This window comes from Bacteriovorax sp. BAL6_X, assembly GCF_000443995.1.
In the GTDB taxonomy this organism is placed as follows: Bacteria; Bdellovibrionota; Bacteriovoracia; order Bacteriovoracales; family Bacteriovoracaceae; genus Halobacteriovorax_A.
Genome location: NZ_AUMC01000006.1, coordinates 457,799 through 477,821 on the forward strand (window position 1 = coordinate 457,799; position 20,023 = coordinate 477,821).

General features: G+C 36.3%; 18 protein-coding genes. 12 read left to right on the forward strand and 6 right to left on the reverse strand.

The features are described 5' to 3' along the window. The first annotated feature begins 15 nt into the window (after positions 1–15). Both M902_RS06430 and M902_RS06435 read left to right on the forward strand, forming a co-directional pair. Positions 16–1,338 carry an amidohydrolase family protein gene (locus tag M902_RS06430; protein WP_021267037.1) on the forward strand — a complete coding sequence of 441 codons (1,323 nt, stop codon included), beginning with the start codon at positions 16–18 and terminating at the stop codon, positions 1,336–1,338. A 173-nt stretch (positions 1,339–1,511) separates the two neighbouring features. Continuing rightward, the gene (locus M902_RS06435; protein WP_021266982.1) at positions 1,512–1,838 is read left to right on the forward strand and encodes a helix-turn-helix domain-containing protein; all 327 of its coding nucleotides are present in this window, start codon (positions 1,512–1,514) and stop codon (positions 1,836–1,838) included. Between the two features lie 154 nt (positions 1,839–1,992). On the opposite strand, the gene M902_RS06440 is transcribed toward M902_RS06435, so the two are convergent. Then, a complete protein-coding gene (locus tag M902_RS06440; RefSeq protein ID WP_021266889.1) occupies positions 1,993–2,691 on the reverse strand; it encodes a hypothetical protein in 699 nt (232 codons plus the stop codon). 152 nt (positions 2,692–2,843) lie between these two features. On the opposite strand from M902_RS06440, the gene M902_RS06445 reads away from it, so the two are divergent. Next, positions 2,844–3,827: a malate dehydrogenase gene (locus tag M902_RS06445; protein WP_021266909.1), complete on the forward strand. Its 984-nt coding sequence runs from the start codon at positions 2,844–2,846 to the stop codon at positions 3,825–3,827. Between the two features lie 136 nt (positions 3,828–3,963). On the opposite strand, the gene M902_RS06450 is transcribed toward M902_RS06445, so the two are convergent. Then, complete coding sequence (locus tag M902_RS06450) at positions 3,964–4,377, reverse strand: cyclic nucleotide-binding domain-containing protein (protein ID WP_040314214.1); 414 nt, start codon at positions 4,375–4,377, stop codon at positions 3,964–3,966. Between the two features lie 8 nt (positions 4,378–4,385). Beyond that, entirely contained in the window at positions 4,386–5,531 is a 1,146-nt protein-coding gene (locus M902_RS06455) for a hypothetical protein (RefSeq protein WP_156979736.1), read from the reverse strand. A gap of 65 nt (positions 5,532–5,596) precedes the next feature. On the opposite strand from M902_RS06455, the gene M902_RS06460 reads away from it, so the two are divergent. Continuing rightward, a complete protein-coding gene (locus M902_RS06460; RefSeq protein WP_021266686.1) occupies positions 5,597–6,805 on the forward strand; it encodes a U32 family peptidase in 1,209 nt (402 codons plus the stop codon). Then, positions 6,805–7,992, forward strand: coding sequence for a peptidase U32 family protein (locus M902_RS06465; RefSeq protein WP_021266684.1), 1,188 nt, complete (start codon positions 6,805–6,807; stop codon positions 7,990–7,992). Before M902_RS06460 ends, M902_RS06465 begins: the two co-directional genes overlap by 1 nt. On the opposite strand, the gene M902_RS06470 is transcribed toward M902_RS06465, so the two are convergent. Then, a complete protein-coding gene (locus M902_RS06470) occupies positions 7,989–9,113 on the reverse strand; it encodes an RNA methyltransferase (RefSeq protein ID WP_021267015.1) in 1,125 nt (374 codons plus the stop codon). The two genes, M902_RS06465 and M902_RS06470, sit on opposite strands and share 4 nt — an antisense overlap. 54 nt (positions 9,114–9,167) lie before the next feature. On the opposite strand from M902_RS06470, the gene M902_RS06475 reads away from it, so the two are divergent. The 6 genes from M902_RS06475 (at position 9,168) to M902_RS06500 (ending at position 15,303) form a co-directional block, all read left to right on the forward strand. Continuing rightward, complete coding sequence (locus M902_RS06475) at positions 9,168–9,872, forward strand: SAM-dependent methyltransferase (protein WP_021266626.1); 705 nt, start codon at positions 9,168–9,170, stop codon at positions 9,870–9,872. A 104-nt stretch (positions 9,873–9,976) separates the two neighbouring features. Then, entirely contained in the window at positions 9,977–11,014 is a 1,038-nt protein-coding gene (locus M902_RS06480) for a type 2 isopentenyl-diphosphate Delta-isomerase (RefSeq protein ID WP_021266748.1), read from the forward strand. Continuing rightward, positions 11,011–12,291 (forward strand): hydroxymethylglutaryl-CoA reductase, degradative, encoded by a 1,281-nt coding sequence (locus tag M902_RS06485; protein ID WP_021266807.1) that lies wholly within the window; start codon positions 11,011–11,013, stop codon positions 12,289–12,291. The genes M902_RS06480 and M902_RS06485 overlap by 4 nt, the downstream gene beginning before the upstream one ends. Before the next feature lie 3 nt (positions 12,292–12,294). Further along, entirely contained in the window at positions 12,295–13,326 is a 1,032-nt protein-coding gene (locus M902_RS06490) for a GYDIA family GHMP kinase (RefSeq protein ID WP_021266990.1), read from the forward strand. A gap of 10 nt (positions 13,327–13,336) precedes the next feature. Continuing rightward, on the forward strand, positions 13,337–14,401 hold the full coding sequence (gene mvaD / locus M902_RS06495; RefSeq protein ID WP_198011872.1) for a diphosphomevalonate decarboxylase: 1,065 nt from the start codon (positions 13,337–13,339) through the stop codon (positions 14,399–14,401). Beyond that, entirely contained in the window at positions 14,401–15,303 is a 903-nt protein-coding gene (locus M902_RS06500) for a mevalonate kinase (protein WP_021266878.1), read from the forward strand. Before mvaD ends, M902_RS06500 begins: the two co-directional genes overlap by 1 nt. Here the strand turns inward: M902_RS06500 and M902_RS06505 are convergent. Next, positions 15,300–16,115, reverse strand: coding sequence for an enoyl-CoA hydratase/isomerase family protein (locus M902_RS06505; protein WP_021267077.1), 816 nt, complete (start codon positions 16,113–16,115; stop codon positions 15,300–15,302). The genes M902_RS06500 and M902_RS06505 overlap by 4 nt on opposite strands. A gap of 126 nt (positions 16,116–16,241) precedes the next feature. After that, complete coding sequence (locus tag M902_RS06510) at positions 16,242–17,966, reverse strand: sigma-54 interaction domain protein (RefSeq protein WP_021266631.1); 1,725 nt, start codon at positions 17,964–17,966, stop codon at positions 16,242–16,244. 113 nt (positions 17,967–18,079) lie between these two features. Here M902_RS06510 and M902_RS06515 point away from each other — a divergent pair, with 113 nt between their 5' ends. Then, on the forward strand, positions 18,080–19,999 hold the full coding sequence (locus M902_RS06515) for a hypothetical protein (RefSeq protein WP_021267058.1): 1,920 nt from the start codon (positions 18,080–18,082) through the stop codon (positions 19,997–19,999). Positions 20,000–20,023: the final 24 nt, after the last annotated feature.

The window sequence follows — 20,023 nt, forward strand, 5'->3', positions numbered from 1 at the left end:
ATTAAAGGAGATTTCATGTCATCAAATAATATTACTTATAAAGTAATTATCGCTCATTTTTTCAATCCTATAAATGATAAAAAATGTGAATTTTTAGAAGATTATGCAATTGTTGCAAAGCGCACAACAAGAGGTGATTACAAAATCATCGAACGTATGCCTAAAGCACAACTTTCAGCTTACTTATCACGTAAGAAGAATGTTGAGATAATTGATAAAAGTGGCCAATATGTAATTCCTGGCCTTTATGATACGCACTTTCACTGGGTGCAAGACGCTGTTTGTGAAATGCCAAAGGCAAATCTGCTACATTGGTTAGAAAATTACACTTGGCCATATGAAGCTAATTTCAAAAAACTTGCTTTTGCACGTAAGAAGGCTAAAGAGTTTACGAATAAAATTGCAAATAACGGAACAATTGGTGGAGCTTGTTATGGCTCAATTCACACTCATTCTGTTTCTGAAGCACTTAAGAATTTTAAAGGTGATTATATTCTTGGTAACGTGCAAATGACGATGAATTCCCCTGAGTATCTTACAATGGGTGTAGAGGAGACAATTGCACAAACAGAAGCATTAGCAAAAGAGTATAAAGATCAGTATGCAGTAACTCCTCGTTTTGCCATTACAACGGACCCTGTGACAATGGCCGCAGGAGCAAAGACTGCAAAGAAGCATCGTTCTTTCATTCAAACCCACCTAAGTGAAACACAAAATGAAATCGATTTCGTTCTTAGTATTTATAAGGATATTAAAGGATTTGAAAAAGTTAAAACATACACAGAGATTTATGACAAAGTAGGGCTTTTAACTCCAAAAACAATTATGGGGCATGGGATTTATCTTTCACCAAAAGAATTAAAACTCTTAAGTGAAAAGCAAACGATGATTGCTCATTGCCCAACAAGTAATGCTCCAATTAAAGAACTGGGACTAGGTTCGGGGCTTTTTGACTATAAGAGAGCTAACCGTTTCAAAGTTCACTGGGCACTAGCAAGTGATATCGGTGGAGGGCCTTTCCTTTCAATGCTCGATGTAATTAATTCATTTGTTATACAAAATCATAAAAGAGGACATCGCGATACTTCTTATACTCAAGGACTTTACCGAGCTTCACTTGCGGGTGCTACTTCGATGAAACTTGAGCAGGAGAGTGGTAATTTTGAGCTTGGTAAAAAGCTTCATTTTGTCAGTCTTGGAAGCAAAAAGATGAGCGCTAGCCTTACGACGGAAGAAAAACTTAAGAAGTTAATTAAGAGGCCTAACAAAGAGAGGGCCTTGTACACAGATTTAATTGAAGCGACGTATTATAACGGTAATGTAATTTCAAATAGATAGTGAGGCTAAATCGATCATATTGAACAATATCTGGTATCGACAATAAATTTACGGAAATATTGTAAAAACTTTTCTTACAAATCTGTTAATATGTTTACAAAAATATTTTATTGCTTTAGAATATATTAAGATACGAATCGTAAGTGCTTGAATATAATACTTAGGAGAAATACATGAGAAGTTTTAGTCACATCGCGAAGCTAATTAAAGAAAAGAGAACAGCACATCCAAAAGGATACTCTCAATCAGAATTATCACACCTTCTTGGTTATAAGAATGGTCAGTTCATCTCTAACGTTGAACGTGCTCTTTGCAATATCCCATTAAAGATGTTACGTAGAGTTTGTGAAATCTTAGACATTAATGAAGCAGAATTAAAAGACGCTATCATTAAAGATCACGAAGAAACTTTAGATAATTATTTAAAGGATGGATCAGGTGTTGTTGGTGCAACAACTGGTGCAGAAGCTACGGCGACAACTTCGAATTTTGTTTACTAATCTGATTACCTTTTCAAAGGTTGTTAGTTAGAAAATATTGATAAAAAGAAAGGGAGCGAAAGCTCCCTTTTTTTATTTTCAGGATGAACAGTATGTCGGCGAAAAGCAGGAGCCGAAGCCGACAGAGTTCTTCTTCAAATAGTAGTAAATTTAATTATAAACCTTTATAGGCCTTATAGTCTTCTAAGGAACCAACTGACTCTTCAGTATCTTGTGCATAATCGGCTTCAATTTGTGTTTGAAGGTAGTGAGGGTCCTCGATTTGCTCTTCGCTTACTTCTGGTTCAACTTCTCCAACTGGCAGTTCATGATTAGATGAATAAGTTAGGTCCATCTTTAATGATTCAAATTTTTCTTCAAAAAGTTTTAAGTCTTCTTCTTTTAGTCGACTCTTAAAAGCTAGAAATGTTTTCTGAGTTTCAATAAAGTTTCGCTCTAGCTTATCTCTTTGTTTTTCACCAACGCGGTCAAAGTTATCAAAGTACTTGCGTCTGGCCATAATATGCTGCTCAAGTAAATTGAAGTATTTTACAATGATAAAGTCCTCTCCACTTAAATGTTGCGGGTTTGGACGGCGATTTTTATTTGGTCCACGGCGTCTACGATTGCGATTAGATGACTTACCTTGGGCCTTTTTATTTGGTTTAGATTGATTTGATTGAGGGCCCTTTGCACCAGGCCTGTTACTACCTTGTCCAGCTTGTTGACCTTGGCCCTTAGGGTTACCACTTGCATTTGCTGGGCGTTTGCGACGTCTACGATTGTTTGAACGACTTTTGTTACCACGGCCTTGTGGTTTGTCAGAAGACGACGATGTTGATGAATTAGAGGCGTTCTTGTTGCCTTGCTCCATTTGTAATCCCTTATTGATTATTCTTAATTACGTTTAAATTTAATTATAGCCCCTAATATTGCTAAGTAAAGCTACAACTTGTCTAACACCTATGATAAAATTGGCCAATTTCAATAGAAGAACTCTCTAATTTTTTCAAAAGGGGAAATTACATGACTAAAAGAGTTAAAGTTGCAGTTACGGGTGCAGCAGGACAAATTGGTTACGCGATTCTTTTCAGAATTGCTTCAGGTCAAATGTTTGGACCAGATACAGAAGTTGAATTACAGCTTCTTGAACTACCTCAGGCACTAGGTGCACTTGAAGGTGTAAAAATGGAATTAGATGACTGTGCTTTTCCATTATTAAAAAATATTGTTTGTACAGATAAGATGGAAGTAGCATTTAAAGATGCTAACTGGATTCTTGCAATTGGTGCTGTTCCAAGAAAAGACGGAATGGAAAGAGCTGACCTTCTAAAAGTTAACGGTGGAATTTTTGGTCCACTTGGTAAGGCAATGGCCGCTCACTCTGCGCCAGATTCAAAATTATTCGTAGTTGGTAACCCATGTAATACTAACTGTTATATCGCAATGGAAGCCTCTGGACTTGATAAGTCGCGTTTCTTTGCAATGACAACTCTTGATGAGAAGAGAGCAAAAACTCAACTTGCTCAAAAAGCAGGTGTTGATGTAACTGAAGTAACTAATATGACAATCTGGGGGAATCACTCAGCTACTCAATATCCTGATTTCTACAATGCAAAGATCTCTGGTAAGTCTGCTGCAGAAGTTATCTCTGATGAAGAATACCTCCAAGGTGAATTCATCTCAACAGTTCAAAAAAGAGGTGCTGCAATTATTAAGGCACGTGGTGCTTCTTCTGCTGCTTCAGCTGCAAACGCTTGTGTTGCAGGTGTATACGCTCTTACTCATGATACTCCAGCAGGTGAGACATTCTCTATGTGTCTTGCTTCAAAAGGTGAGTATGGAGTGGATGAAGGTCTTATCTTCTCATTCCCTTGTCGTGTTGAAAACGGTGAGCTAAAGGTTGTTGAGGGGCAAGAGCACAATGCTTTTGGACAAGAGAAGTTTAATACAACTCTTGAAGAGCTTCGTACTGAAAGAAACACTGTAAAAGAACTAGGTCTGGTATAGGTACCACTCTAGATTCAAGTTACTAGCGCAATTTTTTTATTATGATAAACCTCGAAGGGTGTTTTCTAATTAAACACCTTTCGAGTAATTTCTAGATTATCTAAGTCACTTTTTGTGACGATGTACCTACTAAAGTTTATTTTATGAGTTCAAGAATTTCTCTTTGCTCTTCAATACTTAAAGGTTTAACAGTGTCGGCCTTCTTTCTTTTTATACCACTTTTTGCGATAACTTTATCGAGGTGGTGAATACGATCAACTACATTCTTTGTCATTTTAAAGAGCCAATCAGGTAGTTTTTCTTTTATCGTCTCACTATCTATTTCCATTAGTGTGACTTTGGTTTTGGCCATGACGTAGGCTGCTCGGTGAGTGCCTGTGAAGAATGCCATTTCGCCAATCATCTCTCCTGGACCAACTGTTGCAACTGGGCTCACTTTATTACCATCGACAACAAATACGAGAAGTTCTCCCTCTTCAACAAGGTAGATCATTTCAGACTGGTCTCCTTGTTTAATGATGATTGCATTTTCGTTATGAATAATTCTCATATGGCCTCTTATTTTAGTTGGGTGATTTGCTTAAGCTTAATAACGAGCTCACTGACAAGCTTAGGGTAATAGATAGATTGTGGGACTTTGTTAGATATAAATAAAGGGTTTCTTGTATAATTTTGTTTAAGAATTTCGTTAAAATTTACTATGTCGACATTCTGATGATTGGAGATTTTTTCAAGTTGTTTAACAAATAGTGGATGTGAGGACTTTACCTCACATGCAAAGGCCACTTTTTGTAAGGCCTGATCATAGGCCTTTGTTATTTCACCTTGTTTTTCAAAAAACTCTTGTTTTAATTGGTGGAATTTCGTGTTGGCCAATATATTTTTCTCTAGTGACTGAACAAGTACATGGGCCTCTTTAGTTTTAGACTCAGAAAGAAGTGTGTCGAGTTTTGTTAAGGCCTCTTCAAATTCTGGCCCATTTGTATCCTCGCAAATTCTAAGGTCATTTATCTCTATATTGATTGGTGGAATGACTGTTAGAATATTAACTCCTTGGGCCTTTAGAGTTCGAAGGAATTTTTCAAGACGAATTTCGTAAAGCAGAAGTTCTTTTTCCAAAATACTTCTGAAGCGTCTAGGTGTTAATTTATCAAACTCCATTGTCACAATTTCCGAGGTTAACTGTTTAAGATCTTCGTTTAAGAAGATCAAGCGTGACAGGTTTGGATGAAGTTTAATCAAACTTTGGATATATAGATTTTTAAAGAATTTAAAATTCTGGTTATTGAGCTTTATGGCATTTTTGTTCTTTGGATATATATCCTCTTGTAGCTCTGAATATCCGGTAGCAAGAATAAGAATCTTTGGAACCTTAGTGAGCGCCGCCACTCTTTCAATAGTGCGATAAAGGGACTCGCCCTTAGAAGAAATATTGTAAATAGAAAGTGGTCGGGCCAACTTCTTTGAGAGCTGAGTTGTGATGTCATTGATATATGGGCCTATTGAGACACCCATTTCATCACCAACGATTAGTACATCTGCATTAGAGGCAACTTCATCTGGGCCAAAGGTTTCTGGTGCCATGACATATGGTGCCGGAGTTTCTCTTAGAGGGGCCTTGTGATAATGGTAACTTAGAAGTCCCAGAACGATGATAATGAACGAGCAGACCAAATAAAATATAGTGTTAAATATTTTTTTCATAAAAACTAATCAAGATTTCCCTATGACTTTATTATATACGTAATTTCTGGTACATAGAAGACCTTATGAAAGATGCAAAAAACACCAGATGGGTACCTGAGCTTTTAGCTCCGGCAGGTAGCCTAGAAAAATTGAAAGTGGCCATTAGTTACGGTGCCAATGCCGTATATCTTGGTGGCCAAAAATATGGACTTCGCCAAGCGGCCGATAATTTCACTATTGATGAAATACGTGAAGGAGTTGAGTTTGCTCATGAACGTGGTGCTCTCGTCTATGTCGTCTTAAATTCATTCTTTCACGATAAAGATTTTGATGGCCTATTGGATTTTATTAAAGAGCTTGATGATGTTGGAATTGATGCAGTTATTGTCTCAGATCCTGGAGTCATTAATTATATCGCCGAAAATACAAATCTAGAAATTCACCTTTCAACGCAGGCAAGTTGTCTCAATGTTGAAAGTGCAAAACTTTGGAAGAAGTTAGGTGTAACTCGTATCGTCCTAGGACGTGAGGTTGCAATTTCAGATGCTAAGAAAATCAAAGAAGAAGCAGGTGTCGAAATTGAGATGTTTGTTCATGGATCAATGTGTATGGCCTACTCTGGAAATTGCGTGATTTCCAACTATACTCAGGGACGTGACTCTAATCGCGGTGGATGTGCTCATAGCTGTCGCTTTGAATATAAAATTGATGATGGAAAGAAGGAGCTAAATAGCTATTTCATGAGTTCTAAGGACCTTGAAGGGATTAGACTACTTCAAGATTTTATTGATGCCGGAATTGATTCTTTAAAAGTTGAGGGACGTATGAAGTCTCCAATGTATGCAGGAACAATCTCAATGGTCTACTCTCAGGCACTGGCCTATTATAAAGAACATGGAAACTTCTTAAGCGATGATCTACTTAAGTGGGAAGAAGAACTTACAAAAGTTACTCACCGTGCATACACTCAGGCATCTCTTGTAGAGGAGGCCAATGAGTCTTCGATCTATAATGATCGAGAACATGAGGATAAGACATATCGTGCTATTGGAAAGGTTGCACAAGTTGTTGATAATGAGTTTATTGTTGTTGATGTAAGAAGTGCATTTGAATTAGGGGAGTCCCTTGAAATTATGCCTTTTTCAAATGCTCACGTGGATGTAAAAATTGATCATATCTCTAATCTTGCTGGAGAGAGCTTTGAGCGAACACGTCCTGGAGCACTTTTTAAAATACCATACGTTGCAGGAGTTGAGGTGAATAACCTTGTTCGTGCAAAGGTTGTAAATTAATGAAGACGACAACTTATTTAAACAACCTTAATGACCTTCCTAATATTATTGCTAATAAATCATTAGTAAGTGAAGTCATTTTAGCAACTCGCTTATTTTCTCAAGTTGGAAAACTCTCTATTGAAGAGATGGTACATGCCGTTGAGCTATTGAAATCAGAAGCAATTTCCTACTCTTTAGAGTGGGATATTCTTATGACAGAAACTCGATTTGCAATGTATAAACAACAATTTCAAAAATATGCAGACCTTGGTTTTAAGAGTATTCGTTTAAGAGATCCAGGGGCCATTAATTTTTGCTTAAATGAATATCCAGATCTAATGATCGATCTTCTTTTAGATACTGGTGGACACCATAACCTTAACTCTATTAAAGTTTGGAAGAAGCTTATTGGTGATCGCCTAAGAAAGATTGTTCTCTCAATTGAACTTTCTAGTAGTGTGATTAAAGAGTTTTGCCAAGAGATTCACTCATGGGGAATTGAAACAGAATTGCTTGTCTTTGGAAGAATTTTACTTTTCTATACACCAAGAAATCTTGTGTCTCCTTTGTATTCTGATGAAAGCTTAGAAAATGATTATCTTGAAGTTAGTGGTTCAAGTGAAGAGTCTCCTCATAAAGGATTTCCGATTGTTGAAAATCAACACGGAACATTTATGTTTAATACAAAAGATCAATTTCTTTTAGAGTATATTGATGAATTAAAAGATTGTGGTGTAAATGATCTAAGAGTTGATACACGCCATCTTGAAAATAATGAACTCTTAAATGATGTGGTTTCACTTATTAATTCTTTTGATAAGTTAAAGGCAAAAGAGATAAAAGATCAATTTGGTAACTCAACAACACGTGGTTTTTTTCATGTGAATAAATCAGATGTTCTATTTAAGAAGCTTAAGAATAAACGTACTCAGCGCCAAGATGAAGGCTTTCTAGGTGAAGTCGTCGATGTTGTGAAGAAGTCTCATATGGCCATTCTTATTAAGGGAATGCGTGGTAAGGAGTTTGCTCTTAAAGTTGGAGATGAGCTTCGCTTAAATACACCGGATGGAAAGATTAAGACAACGAAAGTTCATAAGATTACACATACGAATGGTCGCGAGTCGGACTATGCAAAGACAGGGGAGTTAGTGCTAATTCCACATGTTAGTGGTGTCAGTGTTAAGACTATGGCCTATAAGAATTAGCTGTATTCAACTTTTACGAATTGTACCCATATTCCACCGTTATTGATTCGCTGTGATTTCTTTGCCTTAAATTTATTGTCGATTATAAAGGTCTCAGGCATTACAGCATAGGCACTCTTTGCTCCGATCTTTTGTGCTTTTGTATAGAAATCATTTACGAATTCATGAATATTTTTTTGCGTCTTTATTCTTTTTCCATATGGTAGGTTGCAGGCAATAACGACATTCTTCTCTGATACTTTTTCCATTTTAAAAAAGTCTTCATGAGTCACCTTAAGATCAAATTCCATAAGATTTTCTTTAATGGCCTTAATATTGGCTTGGTCTATATCATTGGCCATGGCCTTTCGCTGGATTTCATCATTTAAAATATTTACCTTTTGTGCTGGCCGTTTTCTAAAAAGGGGAAAGTTCTCAAAATTATAATTTCGCTTAGAGTTTACTTGATCTTGGTACAGATATTCGCTGATAATTGTTCCTGAACCGGCCATTGGATCAAACAGGGTAAAATCTTCTTCTTCATTGTTGTTTATAAATCGGATAAGAGCTGCCCCTAGAGATTCTCGCATTGGTGCCTTGGCCGTGAAGAGCTTATGGCCTCTTTTATCAAGCCTTTCTCCTGAGCAGTCGACAGAGACTTGGCACATATCTTCGTCAAAGCGAATAAAGATTATTGGTGCGTGACTCCATGTAAGTTCGCTATATTTTGACTTAAAGGGTTGTGCCTTCTGGTAATCAACAATGGCATCTCTTGCGGCCTTGATGATTTTCCGATCATCAAATAAGCGCGAGTTATGAGAGCTCACTTTAAATTCAAATTCTGTCGTTGGTATATAATCATTCCAATTTATCTTTGATAGTTTTTTGTAAAGCTTAGGAAGATCTCTTGCTTTAAACTCTTCTATTCTTAAAAGTGCCCTTGTTGGGATCTTTAAATATTTTATCAGTGTTAGAAGGGAAAAGAGATCTTGAGACTTAAGAAGTAGTCCACCATTCGTGTCACACTCTATTGATTTAAAGAATTCGTAACGAGTTAGCTCTCTTAGCTCTTCTTTGGCGAACTCCTCAAGACCTGGAGTTACTGAAAGAAATAATTCGAAAGTTTTTGAAGTTTTTTGCATATTATTTATATACACGATCTTGAGTTTATAACCAATTGATCATATATAAATGATATGGCTAAACAAAGTAAATACGGAACTCTCTATTTAATTGCAACTCCAATTGATGAGCAAAATCCTCTTGATACGACAGCTTTAAATTTATTAAAGTCTGGCATTGCTAGTCGAGAGCAAAGTCTCTTTTTGATCGAAGATTTGAAGCCTTGTCGAAGGCGTTGGATTCGTTTTGGACTTGATCGCGATATTATTGAAGACTTTATTCTCTTTAATGAACACACTCAAGTTGAGATTGAAAATGAAATCATTTCAAAGATACAAAGTGGTAAGAACGCTTATCTCATGAGTGATGGAGGGCTTCCAGCATTTTGTGATCCTGGCCAAAAACTTGTTAAGAGATGTCATGAGCTAGGTGTTCGTGTGACTTGTACTCCTCATAGTAATTCGATCTCACTTGCAGTTGCCCTCTCAGGTATTGATTGTGCAAATTTCACATTTGCTGGCTTTCCGCCTCGTAGGCCTGAGGAGCGTAAGGAGTTTTTGAAGAACTTGGCCAAGGTAAATATGCCTAAGGTTCTAATGGATACCCCTTACCGCTTAACGAGACTTCTTGAAGAATCTGTTGAAGTCTTCGGAGATCGAATCGCATTTATCGGCATGGAACTTAATGGAGAAGATGAAGAGCTTAAATATGGTAAGTTGTCGAAATTACTAAAAGAAGTTTCGGGGCTAAAGAAAGAGTTCATTCTTATTATTAAGTAATTGTATAAGGGCCTAGCAAATCAGATAGATTTTTCCAAAGCATAAATGGAATGTTGTTGCTTCGAATAAAATCTGCTAAATTGCCTAAATCATTAGGTATGTACATGAAAAGAGACAATTTAGAGGCCCAGGCCACGAGTGATCGTAAGCTTGAGCATATCAAATTAACGGATGCTGCTCAGACAGCACAAATCTTAGCTGATAAGCGCTTTTACTATGAGCCACTTTTTAGTGGTAATAGAGAAGTGCACGATCTCAGTCTTAACTTTGCTGGACATCAACTAGAATTACCTATTTGGGTATCATCAATGACTGGTGGAACAGGGGTTGCTGCAAAGATTAATGAAAATCTTGCACGGGCCTGCGCTGACTTTGGCATTGGAATGGGACTAGGCTCATGTCGAAAACTTCTTTCTAAGGAAGGTCGTAGTCAATACTTCAGCGACTTTGATATTTCTAAGTATACAGGTAAATCTCCATTTTATGCCAATCTTGGTGTGGCCCAATTAGAAGAGCTGATTGAAGATGGTGAACTTTATCGCGCCAAAGAGGTTGTTGAGCTACTTGGTGCTAATGGCCTAATTATTCACATAAATCCGGCCCAAGAATGGTTTCAACCTGAAGGTGACATAATTAAACGCTCTCCGCTAGAGATTATTACGATCTGTTTAGAAGAGTTTGATTTTCCAATTATCGTCAAAGAAGTAGGACAGGGGATGGGGCCAAAATCATTGGCCGCACTTATGCAATTGGAGCTGGCCGCAATAGAATTTGCTGCCTTTGGTGGAACTAATTTTTCTAAACTCGAATTTATTAGAAATTCCAATGATTTATCTATTCATGAACCTCTGTGTCATGTTGGCCATACTGCCCTCGAAATGGTAAATATGAGCAATCAGATTATCGATCAATTAGGAGAGCAGGTAAGGTGTAAGAACTTTATTATCTCGGGTGGTATTAAATCATATATTGATGGTTTCTACCTATGTAGTCTCTCAAAAGGAAATGCCATCTTTGGTATGGCCAGTGAGTTCTTAAAAACAGCAATGGTTGATTATGAAAGTGTAAGTCGACAGATTACACAAATAAAAGCAGGTCTAGCATTTGCTAATTCATACCTTAGTGTAAGGAGTGAAAATTGAAATTGATTCAAGGTTTTTCAAAACTAACAAAAGAGCAGAAAGTAGACTTTATCTCAAAGAATCTTGAGAATGGTTCAAAAGAACAGATCCTCTCTTTCTGGCATCAAGATCAAAAATTACAAAATACATTTGATGAATTCTCTGAGAATACCATCTCAAACTTCTTCTTACCTTATGGTGTGGTACCTAATTTTGTTATAAATCAAAAAGTCTATAACGTACCAATGGTTATTGAGGAAAGCTCTGTTGTTGCGGCACTATCAAAGGCCGCAAAGTTTTGGAGCTCGCGTGGTGGTTTTAAGGCCGAGATTATTGGTAGTGAGAAAATTGGTCAAGTGCACTTTGTTTACGAAGGTGACAAGGCCCAGCTTAAAGAGTTCTTTAATAATGGAAGAATCGACATTCTAAACTCTCTTACTCCATTAACAATTAATATGGATAAAAGAGGTGGTGGGATTCGTTCGATCGAGTTAGTAGATCTAACAGATAAGGAAGAAAACTACTATCAAATCAAGATGGCATTTGAAACTTGTGATGCAATGGGGGCCAACTTCATTAATTCAGTTTTAGAAGCTGTTGGGAAGTATTTAGAAAAAAGTCTAGGGGAGCATGTACAAGTTATTATGTGTATCCTTTCTAATTATACGCCTAATTGTAAGGCCCGTGCATGGGTTGAGTGTTCAATTGAAGACTTAAATGAAAAAAGTCTTGGAATGGATGCAAAAACTTTTGCACAAAAATTTGCTCGTGCAGTTCGCATTGCTCACATTGATCCACACCGTGCAACTACTCACAACAAAGGTATCTTTAATGGTATCGATGGTGTTGTTATCGCGACAGGAAATGATTTTAGGGCCGTAGAGGCCTGTGGCCATACTTATGCTGCAAGAGACGGACAATATCGCTCTTTAACTAATTGTAAAATTGAAGGTGATAAGTTCTTATTTGAAATTGAAATTCCGCTAGCACTGGGAACTGTTGGTGGTTTAACAAAGCTGCATCCATTAGCGAAGATGTCACTTGATATTTTAGAGCGGCCAAGTGCTAACGAGTTAATGATGATTACAGCAAGTGTAGGTCTTGCTCAAAATTTTGCGGCCTTAAAGAGTTTAGTGACAAGCGGTATTCAAAAAGGTCATATGAAGATGCACCTGATGAATATTTTGGGACAGCTTGAAGCAAGTGATGAAGAGAAAGAAAAAATTGCAGACTACTTTACGGACAAGGTTGTTTCGTTCAGTGCAGTTAGAGAACAACTAGAGAGTTTAAGAAACTAAATTATGAACACAACACACACAAGCAACACAATTTTAAAATATTTGGAAGGTGAACAATTTCTTGAACTTCCAAAGAACGGCCAACTATACTTTGGTCATGGAAAGCTACTTTTATCTGGAGAGTATTTTGTTTTAGACGGTGCTCAGGCACTTGGTCTACCAACGACTGTTGGACAGTCTCTTCGCGTTCAATACTCAGCTTCTTTTGACCCAAAATTATATTGGAAATCATATGATCCTGCAGGGAACCTATGGTTTGAAGTGATCTTTGAATTCTGGCACTTCAATATCTTAAATGACAACCCAACCAAGGAGATGATGGTTCTGCAACAGATGCTTAGACAAGCTCGAAAGCAGAATAAGCACTTCTTAAGAGATGGAGTTGATGTACATGTTGTTACTCAACTTGGATTTCCTCTTGAGTGGGGCCTAGGTTCATCTTCAACTTTAATTCATAATATTGCTGACTGGGCGATGGTGTCACCATTTGAGCTTGCATTTAACACTCTTGGCGGCTCTGGTTATGATATTGCTTGTGCGCAAAGTGATGATCCACTTATCTATCAAAAAAGTGGTGATGGGCCAAAGTGGTCACCGGTTGAATTCAATCCATCTTTTAAAAATAATCTATACTTTATTTACTTAGGTCATAAGAAAAACTCGCGTGATGCTATTGAGTACTATAATCAATTGCGTCCGCATTCGCCGGAGATCATCAATACGATCAGTGAGTTATCTAATCAGATTGCTTCTGCTAAGACGCAGGAAGAATTTAACTTTTTAATCCGTGCCCATGAAGAAATTATCGGTAAACAACTTAAGCTTAAACCTATTAAACAAGAGGCCTTTAGCGACTTTGATGGAGAAATTAAGTCTCTTGGTGCGTGGGGCGGTGACTTCATTCTTGCTTCAACTATGAATAATAGAAGGTACGTTTCTAATTACTTCGAGGAAAAAGGCCTAAAGGTCATCATTCCTTACCGTGATTTAATTGTCGATAATGAACCAAAAGTTGAAGCTAATAATGTCCACTAATTTTAAGTTAATGAATTATAAAATAAATAAATTAAACGACGGTCACTCTTTTAAAGTAAAGAGTCCTTCTAATATTGCGTTGATTAAGTACTGGGGAAAGTATGGAGAGCAGCTACCTTCAAATCCTTCTCTTAGTATTACTCTTGATAATGCCCATACTTTGACTACTTATAAGATTTCAAAATCGGATAAGTTTGAATTAAATTTTAAGTTTGAATCAATGAGTAATGAGAAGTTCCAGGCACGAGTTGAAAAGTTTTTTAACCGAGCAGTTGAGTTCTTCCCATTTATCAATGAATGTCGAATTGAAATGGATTCAATGAATTCATTTCCTCATTCTTCTGGAATTGCTTCCTCTGCAGCGTCGATGTCAAACTTTGCTAGTGCACTTTGTGAGATTGAAAAGGTTGTTACTGAAGAAGACCACGATGAAGAATACTACCAAAAGAAGGCCTCTTTTATGGCCCGTCTAGGTTCAGGTAGTGCATCTCGTTCTCTTTTTCCAAAAATGTCGATCTGGGGTAAGTCCGTTCAGGGAAGCTCTCAAGAATATGCTATAGGTTTAGATAGTTATGATAAGTCATTTGAAGGAATTTGTGACTCTATTGCTATTGTAAGCGCTAGTGAGAAGGCGGTAAGCTCTAGTGCTGGCCATGCTCTGATGAATACACATCCATTCGCAAAAACTCGTTTTTTAAATGCTTGTAATAATTTTAACTCACTTTGCTTTGCCTTGAGTCGTGGTGACTTTAAGTCCTTTGCTGAAATTGTTGAGGCCGAGGCCTTGGAATTACACGGCCTAATGATGAACTCGAAACCGTCATTTATTCTGATGGAACCAAATACATTAGCAATTATCGCTAAGATTAGAGATTTTAGAGGACAAACTGGTGCAAAGATTTGTTTCACTCTTGATGCTGGGCCAAATGTACATATACTTTACTTAAAAGAAGATGAGGCCAAAGTTCGCCAATTTATTGAAGAGGAAGTAAGAGGCCTTTGTCATAATAATGTTGTTATCCATGATCACATGGGCAATGGCATTGAAGTGGAATACTTAAGTCGAGATTCATAATGGAAAGTGTTGGCAGTTTTAGCGCAAAAATTCTTCTCTTTGGTGAGTACTCAATCATTCGCTCGTCAAAAGCGTTAGCGATGCCTTATTCGCTTTTTGATGGGAAACTAAACTTTCCTGAAAAGCAAAACACAGGAGTTGATTCTGAGTTATCTGCATTTTCACAGTACCTAAAGAAACAAAATGAGAAGGGAAATCTAAGTTTTAACTTTGATCATCAATCATTTTCTTTTGATATCTCAAGTGGCATTAGATTTAAGTCAACAATTCCACAAGGCTATGGGGTAGGGAGTTCCGGCGCATTATGCGCTGCTGTTTTTGACCGCTATGCTCGTATTAGCGATGAACAAAAAAATGATATAGCATTTTTAAAAGATTGCTTTAAAGAAATGGAATCCCACTTTCATGGATCTTCATCGGGCGTTGATCCACTAATTAGTTATTTAAATGTACCACTTCTAATTGATAGCAAGAAGCAACTGACTGAAGTTGTTTTAAAAAATGACTCTAAAGGTCCTGGGCTATTTCTTTTAAATACTGGCCGTGCCCGAAGAACAGAACCACTTGTAAACTTATTTATGGAAAAGTGTTCCTCTAAAGACTTCGCATATCTTTGTGATCGTGTTTTAACGCCAATATCTGATGAGTGTATAAAACATTATATTAATGATGATCGTGAAAAGCTTTGGAAGGAGTTTAAAGAGTTATCTTCTTTTCAATTTGAACATTTTAATCCGATGATTCCTGCACTTTACCGAGACCTTTGGACAGAAGGCCTTGAGTCGAATGATTTCTATTTAAAATTATGTGGTGCCGGTGGTGGTGGGTTTCTTCTCGGACTCGCACGCGATATCTCAAAGTTACCACCACAGCTTTCTAGTTTCGAAATTAGACCTGTTTAGATCGCCTCTGCAACAGTAGGCGTTTGTTTTAAAACACGTGCAAAGTCGCGTGGATTAATGAAGTCCTTTTCATTTGCATAGTTTTTAAAGTCACCTGTGGCCAATGTTGAGTTAGCAAAAGTTATTTCCTCTAAAAGTTCATCTTCCATTGCTTTTATAAGGGCGTTATTAAATGATCTCTTCGTTTGAATTCTTGCTGTAGGAGACTGCTTTGAGATACGAGTCACAATATCTTCTAGTTCATTTTCGCTATAAAGTATTTTACCAATTAGGCCTGCACCTATAAGAGCATCGGCACCTACACTTTGAGAAGATAATAGGTATTGCATAAGCTTTGCACTATTTGCTTTTTCATTAGTAAGAGTATTCATTCCGGCCATTGGTGTGATCCCCTTATCGAGTTGATTAAAAGTCACACTAAAAGAAGGAGCACAGTAGCGAATATCTCCACCCATTGCTAATTCAAGACTAAATGGACAAGCAGATTTCTGAAATGACCAAAGGATCGTCTGTGGTAACAACAGTTGTCCCCAACTAAGCCTTGCTAGTTGCTGTAGGGTATTACCAAGGTTTACTTCATCGAAAAACCTAAGTTCTTCTTTTTTGAATAATTCAATATCATCACTAGCAAATTTAAAAACTACAGAATGAATTTCAATTTTATTAGTTAACCAGTCAAAGAAGTGTTCAAGTTCATTTAAGTACGTTGAAGTATTGAAAAACTGTTCATCGTTGGCGATAACAACGTTACATGTACGAGTTTGTCTAGATAGTGAAATATTGAGTGTATTGTACTTAAAGAAATTACTCATTGATACCTTCCCTGGTCTTTAAAAAACTGCTATCCGATACAGTTTCTAGTTACTAAATGTAAACTCTCAGATCGATCCGTGATCTGTTAATAAAATTATTTCAATTTTGCTTTGGGTCTGTCAAATCTAAGAAGCTTTTTTTCTCATTAAATTTTCCACAAAAATACTTTCAGTGTTCTTATAAGAAATGGACTTATCACATGAATTTAATGTGTTAAGGATATATTCCTGTAGTTGAGTGCTTTGGTTGCTATTTACAATTCTTTTTGTATCCCTCGTTCTGAGGTTAAGTTGGAGTACCTGTTCATTTACCTCAGACTTTAAAAGGGCCTTAATAATTATTGCATGTAGGGTACTATTATTGAAGTCCCAGTTAGCTGCTTCTAAATCATTTATTGATTCTTGTGAGAGTTTCTTTATGCTCATATCGCGTTTCGTGCACTCATACTTAATATAGTGTTTTGCGATTTCAACAATTTCCGCTCGACGAAGTCGAAGAGGTGGAATATTAAGTTTTACCGTTGTAATGAGATTGTAGAGGTCTGTTAAAATGATGTCATTCTTTTCAAGTGCTTTTAGATCGTTAGTAGCAATAGTTACAATTCTTATTTTTAGCGACCTAATAATATTGTAAAAAGTTGTTTGTTCATCGTAACTTAGCATCTCAAGGTTTCTAACGATGAAATCTTTTATTCCCTTATTTGTCAGCTCGCTTATTTGTTCAAGCTTTTTATGATTGGCAACTTCATTATCATTAAAATCAATAACATTTTCATTATTATCGCCACAAATGTAGTGTGCATACGCAGTTTTTCCAAGGCCTACTTCTCCGTGGATATAGAGATTCTCCCTAGTGTTCTTAATAGTATTTAGTGTGTTAATTATCGATTGGCCGGTTTGCGACTTATCACTGAAAATGAAGTGGTCTGGAAGTTTATTTTCTACCTTTTCACTACTTATAGTATGCTTTTTACCCGCATAAAAATAAGAGATTAGACTAGCAATAATCTTTATGTTTTCAATCATCGTAAAATTAAATTTACCACCTGAAACACTATTGGACATACAGATAATACCAATACTTTCTCCATTATGATTAACGATAGGAGACATTAAAATATTTTTAATATCGACATCCACACCTGTTGCTTTTTTTTCATAAAAACTTTTGTTAATGATAACTTTATTGAAATAGGCTTCTTTTAGAATACTGTGAAAGCTATGATCCCTCGGTGTAATGTCACTATTTGTTCTTTCAATTTCAAACTCACCTGTTTTGGCATCAAAGAGAAAGATATGGTAGTTTTCACATCGAAAAATACTAGGAAGCTCATTTAAAATATCGATAATCTTACCACTATATGTCTTTTGAATTAAGCTTTGAAAAAGTGAAAATAATTCAACCCCATCATCACGATTGATCTTTATTTTATTTTGGCAGATTTGAAAGAGCTTATCTTTAAGCTTGGTAGTTCGGTAATGTGATAAAAAATCTTTCAAAAAGTATTTTAAAACTGTTGTTTGAGAATTTGGCTCAATTGAAATTCCATAAATAGTCTTTGTCACATCCTCACAGTAGATGAATGATCGGATGATTATTCCTGTTAGCTCAAAATCCCAGTTATTAAATAGCCTTTTGGTTGCTATCTTGATTTTTACTTTCTCGCCAATTGAATACTTTTGAGAACAAATGAAGTTTAGTCCCGATAGATTTATTGAGTCAATACGAACATTATTATGCTTGATATTTTCTCGCTCTACTGTGATAACTTCAGCATTTACTTTATCTTCCTCTTGAATTGGGAAGCGATATGATTTGAAAAATTTATAATTTTGAATATTAAATTTCAATGATTCCTCAATTATAGGTTCAATTTCAGATATCTCCTTATCGACGATTTCTTTAGAATTTTTATATCTCTCTAAGTTAAAGTTAGTAATTTTACTAGACGATAAATATTCATATGAAGAAACTTAGAAATTATCGTATTAAACTAAAAGAGTCAGATAATATAGAGTGTATTCTCTATGAAATGATTGGAGACTCAACTTCAAACTCATTTAATGTGGCCGTGGACAATATATCAACAACGGGTATCGGTGTCCTTATTGGAGAATATGTAGATAGTCAGATTTTTAAGATTGAAATCAAGTTTAAAAAAATACGACTGTTTCAAACAGTTAAGTTAAGACGATATCGCCCTAATTTTAACAATGTAGGTGATCATTACCTAGGCCTTGAGTTTATTGACTACGAGGTCGAAAGTATTATGAATTTGATGACAGAACTTGTTTCTTCAATGGGCAAAAGACGACTTCGAAACCTTATGTATGATATGGTTTTAAATGAGGCCGTGGCAGGCAATTATGATTCTGATAATACATTTGATAAAGATATCGATGATAATGTTTCTGTCTCAATGATTCTCGATTTATTTCACATCTTTAAAAATTATCGCAATAAAGTTGAACTGATAAAGTTATTCATTATAGAGGTCCAAAGAATTGTAAAGGCAAGAGACGCTAGGGCCTTTATTGTAGGGCATGATGAGCACACTTTCAGTGAGTTTGATTTTCAAACTAACCAGCTTAAAGAAATTGAGTACCCGATTGTTGGAATACTTGAGGAGCTGTACAACAATCCTCGTGGGATAAAGTCTAAATTCTCCCAATCTTTATCAAGTGATGAATTCTTTAATATGTACGAAGTTGTTAATAATACGACAATCTCTACATATATGATGTGTCCAATTTTTGATCATAATGAAAATATCTTTGGGATATTAAACTTTTCAAATAAAGAAAAGAATGAACTCTTTAGTGATAATGATCTAAAACAGGCGATGTTTTTAGCACGAGTTATTGGCCTTCTCTATTTTTATAAGAGTGATGAGATCGAAGAGTATGAAGAATATAATATTGACTACGATAATGAGTACGAAGATGATGTCGCTTTAGATACTTCTATGGGAATAAGTGTTTTTGCTAAAGGAGCACAATCGTTCTTAGAACAATATAGCGCGCCTAATGAAAAAGGGCCTGTTTATATTTATGGTGGTGAGGGAAGTGGTAAGTACTATCTTTGTGAGAAAATTGCTCGTCAGTCTAATACTGCCAACACTCATCTCGAGGTAGTTAATTGCTATGCTAAAATGTCAAAGAAGGATATTGACGATATCGTTGATAAGATTAGAGACCGTGTCATTAATGGCCATGTCATTTTTAAGGGCCTTGACAAGCTTTCAACAAGTGTCGCTAGTCATATTATTGATACAGTTGATAAGAGAGAGTCATTTAGAATCCTATTTACTGGTACCGTTTATTTGAGTGATTTAACGATACCAAGTTTTAAAACCATCTCACTTGTCGAGAGAAAAGAAGATATTCTATTCTTTGCGAATTACTTTATCTCACAATATAGTCTAAAGAATCATACCACTAAAAAACGTCTTTCTCACCGTGTTCAAAAAATGCTCCTTGAATATGACTGGCCTGGTAATATTTCAGAGCTCAAGGCCTGTATTGCAAGGCTAATGATATTTAACAAAGGCAGTGGAAACTTAACGATTAGAACAAGTGAAATTACTCCTTTATTTGAAAAGGATATACAGCCACAAATATCGATTGAGGCCAATGATTTAAAAATCAATGCCTTCGATGAACACGACTTGAATGAACAGGAATGTGCAGACCTTTATCTTTACTTCTTTGTGGCCAAGCAGTTAAAGGAAGGAGCTGTTGGGCTTAAGTCTGTGGCAAAGAGTACTTTAATTGATTATGAGGATATGGTAGTTCGGCTTAAAAGTGGAAGTAAGGTTGTAAAGCGCTTATTTAATGAAACTGTTGAAAGAGTGGAGCTGTATATTTCCGATAATGTGGCCTAGGTTTTCGCTAGGCCACCGTATGAT